Origin of the sequence: Paenibacillus ginsengihumi DSM 21568 (genome assembly GCF_000380965.1) — a bacterium.
Taxonomy (GTDB): Bacteria; Bacillota; Bacilli; order Paenibacillales; family NBRC-103111; genus Paenibacillus_G; species Paenibacillus_G ginsengihumi.
In genome coordinates, this window is sequence record NZ_KB905565.1 from 68,910 (window position 1) to 83,422 (window position 14,513).

A 14,513-nucleotide genomic window follows, 5' to 3' on the forward strand; every position below is an offset into this window, starting at 1 on the left:
CACGTTTTTTTCGTTTCAGGCATTCATAGTATGGTCCATTCCGACTGGATATACTAAGAAAAACGAGGGAAGGGGCGCTGCCTCATGGAGCCAATCATACCTTTCGAACCGGTTAGCCGGACGTCGGTCCCGGAGGGGGAGCAATGGATCCACCAGGTCAAATGGGACGGGGTCCGCATCTTGACCTATTATGACGGAAGCGAGGTAAGGTTGTTCAACCGCAAGCGGAACGAACGGACCGTCAATTATCCCGAGCTGCAGGACATTCGCTCATACTGCTCCGCGGAGTCGGTCATTCTGGACGGCGAGATGATCGCGCTCGGAGCAAATGGCAAGCCGTCGTTCCATGAAGTGATGAAACGGGACGGCATTCGCCGGGCCGAACGGGTGAAGACGGCGGCGAAGCTGGTGCCTGTCGCTTATATGGTGTTCGACGTGCTGTATTATAACGGCGCGTGGGTCACGGAGCGGACGCTGAAAGAGAGAAACGAGCTGCTGAAATCCATCTTAAAGCCCGAGCGCCGGGTACAGCTCGTCCCTTCCTTTGCCGACGGGGAAGCGTTGTTCAGGCTGATGAAGGAGCAGGGGATGGAAGGCATTGTGAGCAAGAATGCGAACAGCTCCTATGCGTTGAACGGCAAGGACGAACGTTGGGTAAAGGTCAAAAATTACGGAGATTTACTGGCCGTCATCGGGGGCTTTACCTTGAATGCGGGAATCGTCAACGCCGTGCTGGTCGGAGTCTATGATCGCCAAGGGCGGCTTTATTATATCGGGCATGTCGGCACGGGCAGAATGGCCAGGTCCGAATGGGCTGCACTGACGGACAAGCTGAAGCCGCTCCTGATCGGCGTCAAGCCTTTCGTCAACGATCATCCGGATATGAAGAAAGCTTATTTTGTCGAGCCGCGGTTCGTCGTCAAGGTGAAGTATACCGAGTGGCGCTGGAAGGAAGGCCGCACGCTGCGCCAGCCGTCGATCCAGGCCTTCGTCGATGCCGATCCGGCCGATTGCGTGTTCGATTTCACTTAAGCCGCAGGAAAGCTGCGGGTAAGCTGCGGGCAGCGCCCTCCATGAAGCGAAAATGACGTACTTCGCGGAATTTCTCCTGAAGTACGTCTTTGCTCGATAAGCAGGGACAGCCCCGCTTCTATTTATTCACTACATTCGTCAATGTCCCGGACAAAAAAGCTTGAATATTATTTGCCGCTATGGCGAGCAATCGGGCTCTTGCTTCTTTCGTCGCCCAGGCAATGTGCGGAGTAATGATGCAGTTGGCCGCACCGAATAACGGGTTCGAAGCGTGAGGCGGCTCGATGGACAGAACATCCAGGGCAGCGCCGGCAATGACTCCTTGATTCAAAAAACAAACCCCATCTGCATAAAGGAGTAGCCTTTCGCATTCACCAAGTAGGAAGGAACCCATGTTAACATGCCGTAAACGACGCAGTTCATAAGGAAATAAACGAGAGTATTTCCTATAATATTCCATGATTTGAAAACGCCTTTGATGTTCGAAATGCGTTCGACCTGTTTATACCGAATCAGCTTATCCAGCCAACCGAATGATTTTTGATCGACGGTTCCCTTGGTGTCGTCCGCTTCGCTTTGGCGGATATATTCCAATTCTTCCTGCGAAACATGAGGGCTTTCCTCGGGCTTCGTTCTGACCAGGAAGTACCATACGGCAGCCAAAATGATCCCCGGAATGGCGAACCAATAGAATACGCTGCGCCAGCCGTAAGCGATTGCAATCCAGGTGGCAATGATCGGCACAATGATAGGGGCCAGCTGCGTGGAAGCGATATACACTCCAGTGGCCGTCGCTTTTTCTTTTGCCGGGAACCATTGGTTGATCGTCGAGGTCATGCTAACCGGAGCAGGGCCTTCCGTCACGCCAAGCGCGAGACGCAGCCATTTCAGGCTGGCCACATTGCTGATCGTCCCGATCAGAAAGGTGACGGCGGAAAATCCAAGCACAGCCAATGAGACGATACCGCGCGATCCTTTTTTGCCTAACCAGAAGCCTGCCGGTATTTGGGTAATCGCGTAACCGAGGAAGAAGAAGCTGGCGATGGCGCCGGACTCGAAGTTGCTAAGCGTAAATTCCTTTTTTAAGAACGGCAATACAACGCCGATATTGGTCCGGTCGGCCATGCAAACGGTGTATACGAGAAAAATAACGGCAAGCACGATCCAGCGGTAACCCGATTTCTTCTTTTGTACTCCAATAGGCTTTGCCATATTGCTCATCATCCCTTCCTAAATTTGCGAACGCTTTCATGAGCAACTGTTTAAATGGTCATTGTTTATTTCTCAATATGGAGGCCTTTGCAAAAAAGTTTCGCAGTGAAGGGTACAGTTCATTGAATAATTGATACCGCTGTTCGTAGAAATCGCTTAGCTGCTGATCCGGCTCCACGTGATACAAGGTTTTCCCGAACCCGGGAATGCCCTCCTGCAGGCTGTCGACGAACCCGGCGGCATTGCCGGCCAGCAGGGCCGCACCGCAGGCCGCCGATTCGGATACCTCCTGCACTTGGATACTTTTGCCAAGCACCGTCGATTTGATCTGCGCCCAATGCTGGTTCTTGGCTCCTCCCCCGATTGACTTGAATTCGCTGTAAGGGAGCGCATAATTTTGCTCCATGATTTCGTAAATTTGCCGCAAGCCGTATGCGCACCCTTCAAAGATCGCTTGCAGCATATCAGCTTTCGTCGAGGTCAGGTCCAGCCCGATAAAGGTACCCCTGGCATGAATGTCCCAGATCGGGGTTCGTTCCCCAAACATGTAGGGGAGGAAAAACAATCCGTTAGCTCCGGGACGCGAACCTTGAACGAGTTCGTCCAAGGCCGCGTGGTTCCGTTGTTCGGCAGCGGTTAGGAACGTTTCCTTGAACCAGCGGATGGTGGAGCCGGGAGTGGACATAGCGCCATGCGACAGCCAGCGGTGCTTCAAGATGTGACACCGGTTCATGAAGCGGGCGTCGAACGATTGCGGATGATCGTTGCAGATGGTCAGCACATTCGACGTTCCGACCGATTCGAAGAGTTCTCCGGGCTTCAGCCCCAGCGCCAGGGTGGAGCAGGCCGTATCCGCTCCTCCGGCGACGACCGGGACAGGACCGAGGGGGAGATCGCTGGAGGCGAGAAGCCTGCCCACGATCTCGCTGGAGCCTACCACTTCGGGTAACTTCCGTTCATCGATTCCATACAGGTCCGCCAGCTCCTGCGACCACCGGTATTGCGCTACATCGTACAAGGACGTATAGGAAGCCTGGGTCCAATCGAGCACGAACTCGCCGGTCAGCTTATACAGGATGAACGAGGACAAATGCCCCCATTTGTGCGTATTGCGATACAGTTCGGGGCGTTGATTTTTGACCCACAATAAAGATGTCGCGGAGAACATCCCCGGCTCGATCCGATTTTTGGTGATCGCAAAGCGCTGCTCTTCGGGCACATGGTTCCGGATCCAATCGGCTTCCGCTATGCTTCGTTGGTCCATATACATGATGCCGTTGCACAGCGGTCTCCCCGTTTCATCCATGAACACGGAGGCGTTGCAGAAGCAGGACAAGGAAATGGCCTCGATCTCTCCGCCGTGATCTCTTACTTGTCTGCACACTTTGGCTGCCAGCTTCTGAACAAGCTCCCAGATCAGCTCCAGATCGATCTCCACCCAACCCGGCCCGGGAAACAGGAGAGAATACGGCTCATACTGTAACCACGCAAGCTGTCCTTCCCGATTTAGCGCGCCCACTTTAATCCCGCTGGTGCCTATATCAATTCCCATGACATGAGACATACGTTCCCCTCGCTTTCCCGCTTTGCGCCAAACCTGAATTACCTTTGATTCAGCTCGTTATATAATTCGACCGCTTCCTTGACCGATCCGTTCCGGTGGATGACATGATCCAACGCCTTGACGATCGCTGTCGGGTTGCTGTTGCTCCATACGAAGCGTCCGAACGTAATGCCGATGCCCCCGGCATCAATGACATCCTTGGCCATTTGGAAATAATCTTCAATGCGGCTTCCGCTCTCTCCGCCTGCGACCACTACCTTGCAAGGCGTCGCTTCCACCACTTTGCGGAACGTGTCCGGGTTGCCGGTGTACTTCGTCTTGACGATATCTACGCCCAGCTCTGCGCCTGCCCTTACGGCATAGGCTACATGCTTCCAATGATCCTTTTCTTCGGAAGGAATCAGGTTGCCGCGCGGATAAATATGGGCGATCATCGGAATTCCGTGCTTCGCCGCTTGCCCCGAAATGAGCCCCAGGTTGCGAAGTTGTTCCGGCTGGTCGTCGCCCCCTACGATACAACCCATCGACACTGCATCGGCGCCGAGCCGAATGCCTTCTTCCACATCCGCTACCCACGTGTCATAATTCGGCTGCCATGGCGAGAAGGTGGAGCATTTCAGAATAAGCGCAGTTTTCCCGGCATGCTGCGGAAAGCACATTTCGGCTATGCCTTTGTGCATGGTCATCGCATCCGGCCCGCCGGCGACGATCTCCGAGATTTTCCGGCCGATCGGCATTAATTCGTCAAAGATGCCTCTTGCCGTCGCCTGATCGACCGCTACCGCAAGCAGCCGGCCTGTTTCTTTATTGAGCAGTCGTTTCAATCGAATCTCTTTTCCTAATAACATATAGCATCCTCCTTGGAGTGTAAATTGGCTGGTAATCTTTTTTCAATTTGTCCGTTTACATGTGAATGATCGATTTCATTCCTTTTCCGGTCTTTACATCCAAAATGGCTTCCTCGATCCGATCCAGCGTGTAACCCGGCGTAGTAAGAACTTCGGTGTTTATTTTTCCAGTTGCGATAAGGGACAAGGCCGTCAAGTAATCGTTGCGGGTCAAGGCGGTCGTTCCGGTTACCTGTACTTCCTGGTAATGAATCACATTCGGATCGATTTCGCATTTCACCCCTTTGGGGAAGCCGGCGAACAGGTTGATGGTGCCTCCTTTGCGCAGCAGCCCGATGCATTCCTGTACGATGGACGGTACGCCAATCGCCATGATGACCACATCCGCGCCAAGCCCGTTCGTCTCCTGCATGATGACATCATGCAGCGATTGTCTCAGCGGGTTCACGACAATGTCGGCTCCTGCTGTCAAAGCGCGCTCCAACCGATGCTCGACCGGTTCGCTGAGGATCACCTTGCGCGCCCCCGAAATTTTGGCCAGTTGAACGTGCATGAGTCCGATGGGGCCTCCGCCGATGACGACGACAGTGTCGTTCATGCGCACATTGGCCTTGCGATGTCCGTTGATGCAGCAGGCTAAAGGCTCGGCTACGACGGCCTGCTCAAAAGGAACGTGATCGGGCAGTTTCACCAGGTTGCCTGCTTCCAGCGCAATCTGCGGAATTTTGACATATTCCGCAAAGCCTCCGTCGAACTCGTATCCGATGGCCTTGCGGTTGGCGCATGCATTTTCCCGCCCGTTCAAGCAATAATGACACTTAAGGCAAGGAATGACGGGCATAATGCCTACCCGGTCTCCCTTGGCAAACCCGGCGACCTGGCTTCCGACCTGTTCGACAACGCCCACCATTTCATGACCGATGATGGAATCGGGGCGAACTCCCTTCGTTTTCTCGCCGTTAAAAATGCGTACGTCGGTACCGCAAACCCCGCTGACCCGGATGCGAACGAGTACCTCAAACTCGCTGATTTGCGGTACGGCCACGTCCTGTACGGAAATTTTTTTCGGTTCATGTAAAATAGCTGCCTTCATGCTGATCGTTCTCTCCTCGTCTTCAGAAATTGAGCGGTACCCGCGTTGTTTCCTCCTCCGAACAGGAAGCGCTTGCAATACGGACGGATGATTCGCTCAGGCGGGGCGCTTCTCGTCATATTCGAATGCAGCCTCCTTTCACCTTGATTATATCTATCCTGAAGATAAACTTCAAGTAATATTTTATTTTTTCTGAAGTATTTCTTCTAAAAAGATATAAGAATTGCTAGTTTCAGCTTATCGGTGTAATATGAACTTAGTGCTGCCAAATCCCTAGAAAATCGAGATTTTTTCAGGAATAGAGAAGGAGTTTGCATGATTACTCAAAGAGCCTCTTACATTGCCAGAATAGAAGCGACGCAGCAGTATTTTACCGATACTGAGAAGAAAATTGCCGAATTTCTGTTATCCAAACCTGACGAGATTATTCGGTTATCGATTACGGAGCTGTCCGAAAAAACGACGAGCAGCGATTCTTCCATCATTCGCTTTTGCCGCAAGATCGGTTATAAAGGGTATCAGGAAATGAAAATCGATGTTGCGCGAAGCTTGTCGACTCCGACAAAGCAGCTGCACGAGGATATTAACGACGAGGATTCGATCGGAGCGATCAAGGAAAAAATATTTACCGCCGCGTCTTCCACCATTCTCGACACGCTGCAAATATTGGATGACCAGCAGCTCCAGGGAGCCATTGATGCGCTGAAGAAGGCCAGACGCATCATGATCGTAGGAAATGGCGCTTCGGGGATGGTAGCGCTTGATGCGCATCATAAATTTCTGAAAATCGGCATTCCCGTCATTTCTTATCTGGACAACCATATGCAATTGATGGGCGCGAGCATGCTTTCGCAAGACGATGTGATGATCGCCATCTCGCATTCCGGAACGAACAAGGATATTCTTTCGGCCATCTCGCTTTGTAAGGAGAGGAAGACTACGGTTATTGCGATCACCAACTTTTCGAAATCGCCTTTAACGAAGCAGGCCGATTTCAGCTTGTTCACTTTTTCCAAGGAGACCCGCTTCCGGACGGACGCCACCGCTTCCCGGATTGCCCAGCTGACGATCATCGATGTGCTCGTAACCGGGGTTGCCTTAACGGATCAAGATTATTATTTGGATAATTTTCAGCGTACCCGCGAAGCGACAACTCACAAACGATTTTGACCGGCGCGAAAGGACCTGGCCAATCGGCCAGGTCTTTTACTATGCCCGGCCGCAGCCTGGACAAGGCTTTAGCCGCCGACGTTCTCCTTTTTCGACTTGCTTTTTCTTTTGCCTGTCGGCTTGTCTTCCGGATCTGCCGCTAATTTCCCCTTCGCCGTTTTGGCTTCGGCTTTTCCGGTGTCGGCTGCGGGCTTGGACGCCTCGAGGCTGGCCTGGAGCGCCGCCATCAGGTCGATGACGTTCGATTTTTGCGGCTCCGGCGCTACGCGGATTTGCTTGCCGGATACTTTCTGCTCGATCGCCTCCAGCACGGCCGAGCGGTAGTCGTCCTTGTATTTCTCCGGCTCGAACGGCGTGCTGAGCTGCTCGATCAGCATTTTGGCCATATCCAGCTCCTTGTCGTTCACCTTCGCCGTTTCGGGAAGATTGGGCACCTGATCGACGGAGCGGATTTCGTCCGGATAGAAGATCGTCTCCATGGCGATGCACCGGTCGATGATGCGAATCGCCGCCAGACTGCTTTTGGAGCGGATCGATACTTTGGCGATGCCGATTTTGCCGGTCTGCCGCATCGCCTCGAGCAGCAGGCTGTAGGCGTTGGCCCCGGTTTCGCTCGGGGCCAGGTAGTACGTTTTTTGGAAAAACACCGGATCGATATCCTCCAGCTTGACGAAGTCTAGAATTTTAATTTCCTTCGTCACCTCGCCTGTCAGCTGTTCCAGCTCATCCTTGTCGAACACGACGAACGCTCCCGGCTCGTATTCGTAGCCGCGCACGATTTCCTCGTTCGCCACTTCGCGGTCGCATGTTAGGCATTTGCGGACGAAATTGATGGGCGTGCTGCATTCCTTATGGATCATGCGCATGGAGATGTTTTTGTCTTCTGTGGCAGAGAACATTTTGACAGGTACGTGCACGAGGCCGAAGCTGATCGCGCCTTTCCATACCGTGTGCATAGAATCCCTCCTCAAGGCTTTCCGTCAGGAAAGCCGGCATCGAAAGCCTAAGCTAGGCTTTCCGTCAGGAAAGCCGGCATCGAAAGCCTAAAAGCATAAGCTGGGCATCCCTTCAGGAAAGCTGGCATCGAAAGCCTAAGCCGAGATTTCCATTAGATAAGCTGGCATTCATGAGCATTGCCCGGTTTCCGAAGGAAAACCGATATCTTAAGCGTAATGCAGCAATTGGTCCGACAGATCTGACGTCGTTTACTCGGTTAGTATGCCTCGGACAAGCCCAGGAATGCATCGTGCCCTTTGCATGCGGACGGCCGGCGTCCCGCCCGCAATGCGTCACAGCGTTTCAATCGTGCCCCGTGCATGAGGATGGCCTGGAGCGGGCAATATACCCTTTGATGCGATGACAGAAAGGATGATGATTTGGTGAGCGATGCGAACACATCCGGCGGCGCCCCGAACTCCGATCTGCCCCATGAAGGCCGGGACGATTATTTTATGGATATCGACCGTATGGTTAACGAAGGGCTTGGGGGCGGATACGTCACTCCCCACAACGGTCTGATCGGCGATTCGACGACCGATACCATGAACGCACCGGATTCGGTTGCAGGCGGAGGTGAATGACATCATGAATGCCGACCGCGCTCAGGCGATTATCGAATCCACGCAAAAAATCAACGTGCACCTGGACGGAATACCCGTATGGATCGACAATGTGGATCGCCAGAACCATACCGCTACAGTACACGCCGAGAACCGGCCGAACGATACGCGCGTCGTTCCGGTCGAACGATTGATCGAGTCCGAATAGCAATTCCGCCGCTTAAACGCGAGACTTTCCGTCGATTCTGATAATGAACGCCGGGAAGTCTTTTTTTGTTTTGCGAATGGCGGGCGATGCAGAGGGCGTTCAAAAAATAAGCTGCGCGTTGTTGCCCATGCTCCCGGGGAGGGCTATAATAATGGTCAAAACGCTAGCGCGGAAATTCGACGTTCGGGGGCGTCCGCATTGAATCTCGATGAATTTTCTTTAATCCGGCTCTTGACAGAACGCAATCCGCACGATGCGCCCGTTCGGCAAGACGGCGTGATTACCGGCATCGGGGACGACGCGGCGGTTATCGAGCCTAAGGGCGGCATGCAGCTGGTCCTTACGTGCGATACAATGACGGAGGAGATTCATTTTAAAACCGTCACGATGCGCGAATACGACATCGGTTACAAAGCGATGGCTGCCGCGACCAGCGACATCGCCGCCATGGGAGGCATGCCCCGGTATGCGCTTGTCGCTTTATCGATTCCCAAGCATACGCCGGTTGAAGGGATACGCGCCCTATACGACGGGCTTCGGGCATGCGCAGACCGCCACGGCATCGAGATCGTCGGCGGGGATACGACCTCCTCGGCAGGCGGCCGAACAGTATCGGTTACCGTTATCGGGGAAGTGGAAGCTGGCCATGCGCTGCTACGCTCGGCCGCGCGGCCGGGCGATGTCGTATTCGTCACGGGGCATCCGGGCATGTCGGCGGCCGGGCTCGCTATGCTGCTGGAGCGCAACGTGCCGGCAAGCGAGTGGCATTGCGCATCGGGCTGGGAAGCTGCGCTCGTGCAGGCTCATTGCCGGCCGGAGCCGCAAATTGCGGCGGGCCGTCTGCTGCTGGCGGCCGGCTGCCGCGCGCTTAACGATGTTAGCGACGGCGTGGCGAGCGAGGCGTGGGAGATCGCGGAAGCTTCCGGTATCGGCATCGAGCTGCTGGAAGGAGCATTGCCGGTGCATGAAGCGGTTGCGAATTGGGCCATGGCTCAAGGCAAAAATCCGCTGGATTATGTGCTGTACGGCGGCGAAGATTATCAATTGATCGGCACGCTGCCGCCGTCCGCCGCTGCCGCCGTGCAGAGCAAGCTGCAGGATGCAGGTATCGCGTTTCACTTGATCGGAACGGTCACTCCGCAGCATCGCGAGGTCAGGCTGATCGGATCGGACGGAAGCCGCCGAGTTCTCGAGAAGGGCGGGTACAATCATTTTCGTTAGACGACTGTGACGAGCGAGCCCTTCGTCCATCGACGTCGCCTGCGGTGTTGAAATGTTTGCCCCGGGGAACCGCCAAATTTTCAAGAAAGTCAAAAGGAGCGGGTGCCAGTATGGCGGAAGCAGCAAATGACAACAGTTACTTGTATCGAGCGGCGAGCTTGGAGGATACGGCCTACTTGGCGCAGCGTCTCGCTTCACTGCTGGAGCCGGGCAGCGTGCTTGGCTTGGACGGCGACCTTGGCGCGGGCAAGACGGCTTTCTCCCAAGCGCTCGCTCGCGCCCTTGGCGTTCGGGATCTTGTCAATAGTCCCACGTTTACGATTATCAAAGAGTATGAGGGCGCGCAGCTTCCGTTTTACCATATGGATGTGTACAGGCTGTCCCTGGAGGAGGCCGACGAGCTCGGTCTGGACGATTATTTCTATGGAAGCGGAGTGACCTTGATCGAATGGGCTTCGCTCATCGAGGACATTTTGCCTCCGGAACGGCTCCATATCCATATCGCCTATGAAGAAAGCGGCCGCTCGTTCCGGCTTCATCCGATAGGAGAGCCGTATAGCGCGTGGTGCCGACAATTAAAGGAGAACGGTGTGCTGACATGACGAGAGAACAATTTTCATCCATCACGGAGCCGGATGGTCTGCTGCTGGCAATCGATACGGCCACTGCATCGATGACGACAGCGCTTGTCCGCGGCGGCAAGCTGCTTGGCGAGACCGTATCCAAAGCCGAGCGCAACCATTCGATATATTTGGTTCCCACGGTCCAAAAGCTGCTGGAATCTGTCGGCGTGCAGCCAGGCGATTTGTCCGCGTTGGCGGTCGGTTGCGGGCCGGGGTCGTACACGGGCGTTCGAATCGGCGTCACGATGGCCAAGACGTTCGCCTGGACGCGCGGAATTCCCGTGATCAGCGTCTCGACGCTGGAAGCGCTGGCGCTTGGCGGGGCGGAGAAAACGGTTCGAGGTATCCCGGGCGAAGCGGAAGGGAATGATGAAGCTGTCCAATCCGCCGCAAGCGATGCCCATCCCGAAATTGGCGGCAAGGGCGAGCCGCTGGCAGCGATGTCTTCGTTGCAGGCAGCATGGGCCGATCGTTCCGTCTGGGTCGTGCCGCTGGTCGACGCCCGGCGCGGACAAGCATTTACGGCATTGTTTCGGACGGCTCCGGGCGATGAGCTTTACTGGCAGCGCAGCGAGCCGGACGGCATTCGACTTGTCGTTGATTGGACCGAGCGTTTGTTGGAGCGGACGAAGGCGGAAGAGGCGCCGGCGCGGATTGTTTTTACAGGAGAACTGGACCTTCATCGGGAAGCGATTCAACGATTCGCCGAGCGGTGGGACGGCAGCGTCTCCTTCGTTCCGCATGCGATGCGGGCGAGACATGTCGCCGAATTGGCCGGCGGGCTATGGCGGAGCGGGCAGTTCGAGGAAATTCATCGTCTCGTCCCCAATTATACCCAGTTGGCCGAAGCCGAAGCGAAGCTGCTGGCCAAACAAAAATAAGGGGGCGAGTCAATGGAAGAAGCGAAAGCTTGGGGCTTGTCCAATTCCGTTCAGCTGCGCCCTATGCGGGTGGAGGATATCCCGGCTATTTGCGAAATCGAGCAGGAAGCGTTCACGACGCCATGGACCTCCGGCGCTTTCCATAATGAGTTGACTCATAACCAATTCGCCAAATACATCGTATTGGAATGCGACGGCGAAATTGCCGGCTACGGAGGGATGTGGCTGATTATGGAAGAAGCCCACGTCACGAACATCGCCGTTCGTTCCAAATTCCGCGGGCTCAAGTTCGGGGAACGATTGATGCGCGAAATGCAGCGGACTGCCCGATTATTTGGCGCCGTGCGGATGACGCTGGAGGTGCGCCCTTCCAATATAATCGCGCAGCGGCTGTACGAGAAGCTGGGCTTTTATTCGGTTGGCGTGCGCCGAGGCTACTATACGGACAATCAGGAGGACGCTATTATCATGTGGGCCGAGCTCCCCGATGACCGCGCTGCGGAGAGCGTCCGATCGCAGCGGAACGGGGCTGCGGCGGAAACGGAATAACGAGCAATGGAAGAAAGGTTCGTAAACGGATGAACATTCAACGAATGCAGGAAATGGCGAACGGCGATTCGCCGACATATATCGTCGCGATTGAGACGAGCTGTGATGAGACATCGGCAGCGGTTGTACGCGACGGCAAAGAAGTGCTGTCCAATGTCGTATCGAGCCAGGTGGATATCCACCAAAAATTCGGCGGCGTTGTTCCCGAGGTGGCCTCCCGCAAGCATGTGGAATCGGTCAGCTGGATCATCGAGCAGGCCTTCGAGGAAGCGGGAATCGCACCGCATGAGGTAGCTGCGGTAGCGGTAACGCAAGGGCCAGGTCTTGTCGGCTCGCTGCTGGTCGGCATGGTTGCGGCGAAGGCGCTGGCTTTTGCCTTGGGCAAACCGTTAATCGGCGTGCACCATATTGCCGGCCATATTTATGCCAATCAGCTGGTCCACGATTTGCAATATCCGTTGGTCGCTCTGGTCGTGTCCGGCGGGCATACCGAGCTTGTGCACGTTGAGACCGAGGGACGCTTTCGCATTATAGGTCAAACGCGGGATGACGCAGCCGGCGAAGCGTACGACAAAGTGGCCCGTGCGCTGAAACTCCCTTATCCCGGTGGGCCTCATGTCGACCGACTTGCCCACGAAGCGGACGAAGCGGTCGAAATGCCGCGGGCGTGGCTTGAGTCCAATTCCTACGACTTCAGCTTCAGCGGCTTGAAATCTGCCGTGATGGCCGCCTTGAATCAGGCTCGTATGAAGGGGATCGAGCTTGCTCCTTCCGCCGTAGCCCGCGGCTTTCAGGATTCCGTGATCGATGTGCTGGTGAACAAATCGCTCCGCGCCGCTCGGGACGTTGGCGCCCGGCAGCTGCTGTTGGCTGGAGGCGTCGCCGCCAATAAGGGACTGCGGACGGAGCTTGCCGCCCGCTGCTCTGCGGAAGGGCTGCCGCTGCTTGTGCCGCCCCTTAGCTTATGCACGGACAACGCGGCCATGATCGCCGCCGCGGCGTTCCTCAAGCTTCGCCGGGGGCAGTATTCTTCTTTGACGATGAAGGCGGAGCCGCTGATGAAGCTGGAGAGCTGGTCAGTGTAATATAGGTTGAAAATGCCGCCAGCGCGGCAGAACCGGGGGCTACTTTCACGAGAGGCGCCTATGACGAGCGAATCCTTTCGTCATCAGTCGTCGCCTCCGGCGTTGAAATTTTGGCCCGTGGATTAATCGCCAAATTTTCGAGAGAGTCCGCAAATGTTGTATTTTGTACAACAAAAACGGGGGGATAAACCCTATTTACGGCTCAATGTTGTAGAATGTACAACATTTTGGGCGATGATCCCGGGTTTGAAGCCAATCGCGCCCAAAATGTTGCACGAAGTGCAACATTTCCCTTACTATTGTGCGAGGAACGCGGCAAATGTTGCATTTTATGCAGGATTTGTTGCCTCATGTGCTAGGAGTCGCCCGGGGAAGGACGCGCTAACATGGAGTGCGTACGTTAACGTGGAGTCCAAACGCTAATATGAAGTGCGCGCTTACGCGGGTTTCGGGGGCGCCGGGCTGGGTATCTTCGTCGCAGTAAAGTGCAGATTTGCACAATAAAGGGCCATGCCCGAGAGCAAGTTTTTCTCGAGCGCTGCCAGAAAAGTTCCTTTTGCCCGAGCTAACGCTAGCCACAGAGCTTATTTAGCTCGAAACGATCGATTTGACATTCTAACGCAAGTGAGTAGCCTTATTGGGCATTTTGGGCTACCCGATTCAGCGTTTCTGACCAAATAGCGTTACTACGTTTCGTTACATTTTAAAAAATGCTCGATTCAGCAAAATAGCGTTTGTCACCAGCGTTAGAAATTTGGAAGCTTCGGCGGGAGCGCAGGAAGGGACAGCTCAGTAAGGAACAGCTGATGAAATAAACACGGCTTGGGCAGTATTGTTTTCGCATCGACGCCTATGACGAATGATTCCTTCGTCATTGCATTTTGCTTGGCAAGAAACACCCCCTATTTAATACTTGCAAACTGAATTTAATTTTGATATAGTATTCGTTGCTGCTTCTGTTGCGGGCGAAAAAAGTCGAATAAAATCGATTTTGGGAGAAAAAAGTACTTGCAACGAAGAAGTAAACATGATATATTATAAAAGTCGCTTCTGAGAGGTTGATAAAACCGATAGGAGCACTAAGAAATGATCTTGTCCTTTGAAAACTGAACAACGAGCAAGTGTTTGTGCGACTTTAAGCAAGTCAAAGCCATGAGCTAAATCAACATCCTTTTTGGAGAGTTTGATCCTGGCTCAGGACGAACGCTGGCGGCGTGCCTAATACATGCAAGTCGAGCGCTGGATGATTTCCTTCGGGGAATTATCCGGAGCGGCGGACGGGGGAGTAACACGTAGGCAACCTGCCCGGAAGACCGGGATAACTACCGGAAACGGTAGCTAATACCGGATAGGTGGCTTCTTCGCATGGGGGAGCCAAGAAACGCGGAGCAATCTGCGGCTTACGGATGGGCCTGCGGCGCATTAGCTAGTTGGCAGGGTAACGGCCTACCAAGGCGACGATGCGTAG

At 54.6% G+C, this 14,513-nt stretch carries 15 protein-coding genes and 1 rRNA gene; 10 read left to right on the plus strand and 6 right to left on the minus strand.

Features of this window, described 5'->3' with window-relative positions:
• Window positions 1-84: 84 nt before the first annotated feature.
• The gene (locus F591_RS0111515) at window positions 85-1,032 is read left to right on the plus strand and encodes an ATP-dependent DNA ligase (RefSeq protein ID WP_019534754.1); all 948 of its coding nucleotides are present in this window, start codon (window positions 85-87) and stop codon (window positions 1,030-1,032) included.
• A gap of 118 nt (window positions 1,033-1,150) precedes the next feature.
• On the opposite strand, the gene F591_RS33540 is transcribed toward F591_RS0111515, so the two are convergent.
• The 5 genes from F591_RS33540 to F591_RS0111540 are packed head-to-tail and all read right to left on the minus strand — an operon-like array spanning window position 1,151 to window position 5,749.
• On the minus strand, window positions 1,151-1,426 hold the full coding sequence (locus F591_RS33540) for an NAD(P)-dependent oxidoreductase (RefSeq protein WP_169445849.1): 276 nt from the start codon (window positions 1,424-1,426) through the stop codon (window positions 1,151-1,153).
• Window positions 1,360-2,244 (minus strand): MFS transporter, encoded by an 885-nt coding sequence (locus tag F591_RS27900; protein WP_211217576.1) that lies wholly within the window; start codon window positions 2,242-2,244, stop codon window positions 1,360-1,362. The genes F591_RS33540 and F591_RS27900 overlap by 67 nt, the downstream gene beginning before the upstream one ends.
• Window positions 2,245-2,302: 58 nt before the next feature.
• On the minus strand, window positions 2,303-3,796 hold the full coding sequence (locus F591_RS0111530; protein ID WP_019534757.1) for a xylulokinase: 1,494 nt from the start codon (window positions 3,794-3,796) through the stop codon (window positions 2,303-2,305).
• Window positions 3,797-3,846: 50 nt separating this feature from the next.
• Window positions 3,847-4,656, minus strand: a complete 810-nt coding sequence (locus F591_RS0111535; RefSeq protein ID WP_019534758.1) for a class I fructose-bisphosphate aldolase — start codon at window positions 4,654-4,656, stop codon at window positions 3,847-3,849.
• A gap of 55 nt (window positions 4,657-4,711) precedes the next feature.
• A complete protein-coding gene (locus F591_RS0111540; RefSeq protein ID WP_019534759.1) occupies window positions 4,712-5,749 on the minus strand; it encodes a zinc-dependent dehydrogenase in 1,038 nt (345 codons plus the stop codon).
• Window positions 5,750-6,064: 315 nt separating this feature from the next.
• Here F591_RS0111540 and F591_RS0111545 point away from each other — a divergent pair, with 315 nt between their 5' ends.
• Window positions 6,065-6,919 (plus strand): MurR/RpiR family transcriptional regulator, encoded by an 855-nt coding sequence (locus F591_RS0111545; RefSeq protein WP_019534760.1) that lies wholly within the window; start codon window positions 6,065-6,067, stop codon window positions 6,917-6,919.
• Window positions 6,920-6,987: 68 nt separating this feature from the next.
• Here the strand turns inward: F591_RS0111545 and ku are convergent, their stop codons facing one another.
• Window positions 6,988-7,875: a non-homologous end joining protein Ku gene (gene ku / locus F591_RS0111550; protein ID WP_019534761.1), complete on the minus strand. Its 888-nt coding sequence runs from the start codon at window positions 7,873-7,875 to the stop codon at window positions 6,988-6,990.
• A gap of 423 nt (window positions 7,876-8,298) precedes the next feature.
• Between ku and F591_RS0111555 the strand changes: the two genes are divergently transcribed.
• From F591_RS0111555 to F591_RS0111590, 8 genes are all read left to right on the plus strand, one after another.
• On the plus strand, window positions 8,299-8,499 hold the full coding sequence (locus F591_RS0111555; RefSeq protein ID WP_019534762.1) for a hypothetical protein: 201 nt from the start codon (window positions 8,299-8,301) through the stop codon (window positions 8,497-8,499).
• A gap of 4 nt (window positions 8,500-8,503) precedes the next feature.
• A complete protein-coding gene (locus F591_RS0111560; RefSeq protein ID WP_019534763.1) occupies window positions 8,504-8,686 on the plus strand; it encodes an H-type small acid-soluble spore protein in 183 nt (60 codons plus the stop codon).
• A 198-nt stretch (window positions 8,687-8,884) separates the two neighbouring features.
• The gene (gene thiL, locus F591_RS0111565) at window positions 8,885-9,907 is read left to right on the plus strand and encodes a thiamine-phosphate kinase (RefSeq protein WP_019534764.1); all 1,023 of its coding nucleotides are present in this window, start codon (window positions 8,885-8,887) and stop codon (window positions 9,905-9,907) included.
• Between the two features lie 110 nt (window positions 9,908-10,017).
• The gene (gene tsaE / locus F591_RS0111570; RefSeq protein ID WP_019534765.1) at window positions 10,018-10,509 is read left to right on the plus strand and encodes a tRNA (adenosine(37)-N6)-threonylcarbamoyltransferase complex ATPase subunit type 1 TsaE; all 492 of its coding nucleotides are present in this window, start codon (window positions 10,018-10,020) and stop codon (window positions 10,507-10,509) included.
• Complete coding sequence (gene tsaB / locus F591_RS0111575; RefSeq protein ID WP_019534766.1) at window positions 10,506-11,411, plus strand: tRNA (adenosine(37)-N6)-threonylcarbamoyltransferase complex dimerization subunit type 1 TsaB; 906 nt, start codon at window positions 10,506-10,508, stop codon at window positions 11,409-11,411. The genes tsaE and tsaB overlap by 4 nt, the downstream gene beginning before the upstream one ends.
• 12 nt (window positions 11,412-11,423) lie before the next feature.
• A complete protein-coding gene (gene rimI, locus F591_RS0111580) occupies window positions 11,424-11,960 on the plus strand; it encodes a ribosomal protein S18-alanine N-acetyltransferase (protein ID WP_019534767.1) in 537 nt (178 codons plus the stop codon).
• A gap of 29 nt (window positions 11,961-11,989) precedes the next feature.
• Entirely contained in the window at window positions 11,990-13,045 is a 1,056-nt protein-coding gene (gene tsaD / locus F591_RS0111585) for a tRNA (adenosine(37)-N6)-threonylcarbamoyltransferase complex transferase subunit TsaD (protein ID WP_019534768.1), read from the plus strand.
• 1,171 nt (window positions 13,046-14,216) lie between these two features.
• Window positions 14,217-14,513: ribosomal RNA gene (locus tag F591_RS0111590) — 16S ribosomal RNA — on the plus strand; the annotation flags it as partial.

What these genes read in the sequence shown, in the direction of transcription:
- tsaB (WP_019534766.1), top strand. Translation starts at nt 10,506, where the DNA reads ATGACGAGAGAACAATTTTCATCCATCACGGAGCCGGATGGTCTGCTG.
- F591_RS0111515 (WP_019534754.1), top strand. Translation starts at nt 85, where the DNA reads ATGGAGCCAATCATACCTTTCGAACCGGTTAGCCGGACGTCGGTCCCG.
- F591_RS0111545 (WP_019534760.1), top strand. Translation starts at nt 6,065, where the DNA reads ATGATTACTCAAAGAGCCTCTTACATTGCCAGAATAGAAGCGACGCAG.
- rimI (WP_019534767.1), top strand. Translation starts at nt 11,424, where the DNA reads ATGGAAGAAGCGAAAGCTTGGGGCTTGTCCAATTCCGTTCAGCTGCGC.
- tsaE (WP_019534765.1), top strand. Translation starts at nt 10,018, where the DNA reads ATGGCGGAAGCAGCAAATGACAACAGTTACTTGTATCGAGCGGCGAGC.
- F591_RS0111535 (WP_019534758.1), bottom strand. Translation starts at nt 4,656, where the DNA reads ATGTTATTAGGAAAAGAGATTCGATTGAAACGACTGCTCAATAAAGAA.
- F591_RS0111530 (WP_019534757.1), bottom strand. Translation starts at nt 3,796, where the DNA reads ATGGGAATTGATATAGGCACCAGCGGGATTAAAGTGGGCGCGCTAAAT.
- F591_RS27900 (WP_211217576.1), bottom strand. Translation starts at nt 2,244, where the DNA reads ATGGCAAAGCCTATTGGAGTACAAAAGAAGAAATCGGGTTACCGCTGG.
- ku (WP_019534761.1), bottom strand. Translation starts at nt 7,875, where the DNA reads ATGCACACGGTATGGAAAGGCGCGATCAGCTTCGGCCTCGTGCACGTA.
- tsaD (WP_019534768.1), top strand. Translation starts at nt 11,990, where the DNA reads ATGAACATTCAACGAATGCAGGAAATGGCGAACGGCGATTCGCCGACA.
- F591_RS0111540 (WP_019534759.1), bottom strand. Translation starts at nt 5,749, where the DNA reads ATGAAGGCAGCTATTTTACATGAACCGAAAAAAATTTCCGTACAGGAC.
- F591_RS33540 (WP_169445849.1), bottom strand. Translation starts at nt 1,426, where the DNA reads ATGGGTTCCTTCCTACTTGGTGAATGCGAAAGGCTACTCCTTTATGCA.
- F591_RS0111560 (WP_019534763.1), top strand. Translation starts at nt 8,504, where the DNA reads ATGAATGCCGACCGCGCTCAGGCGATTATCGAATCCACGCAAAAAATC.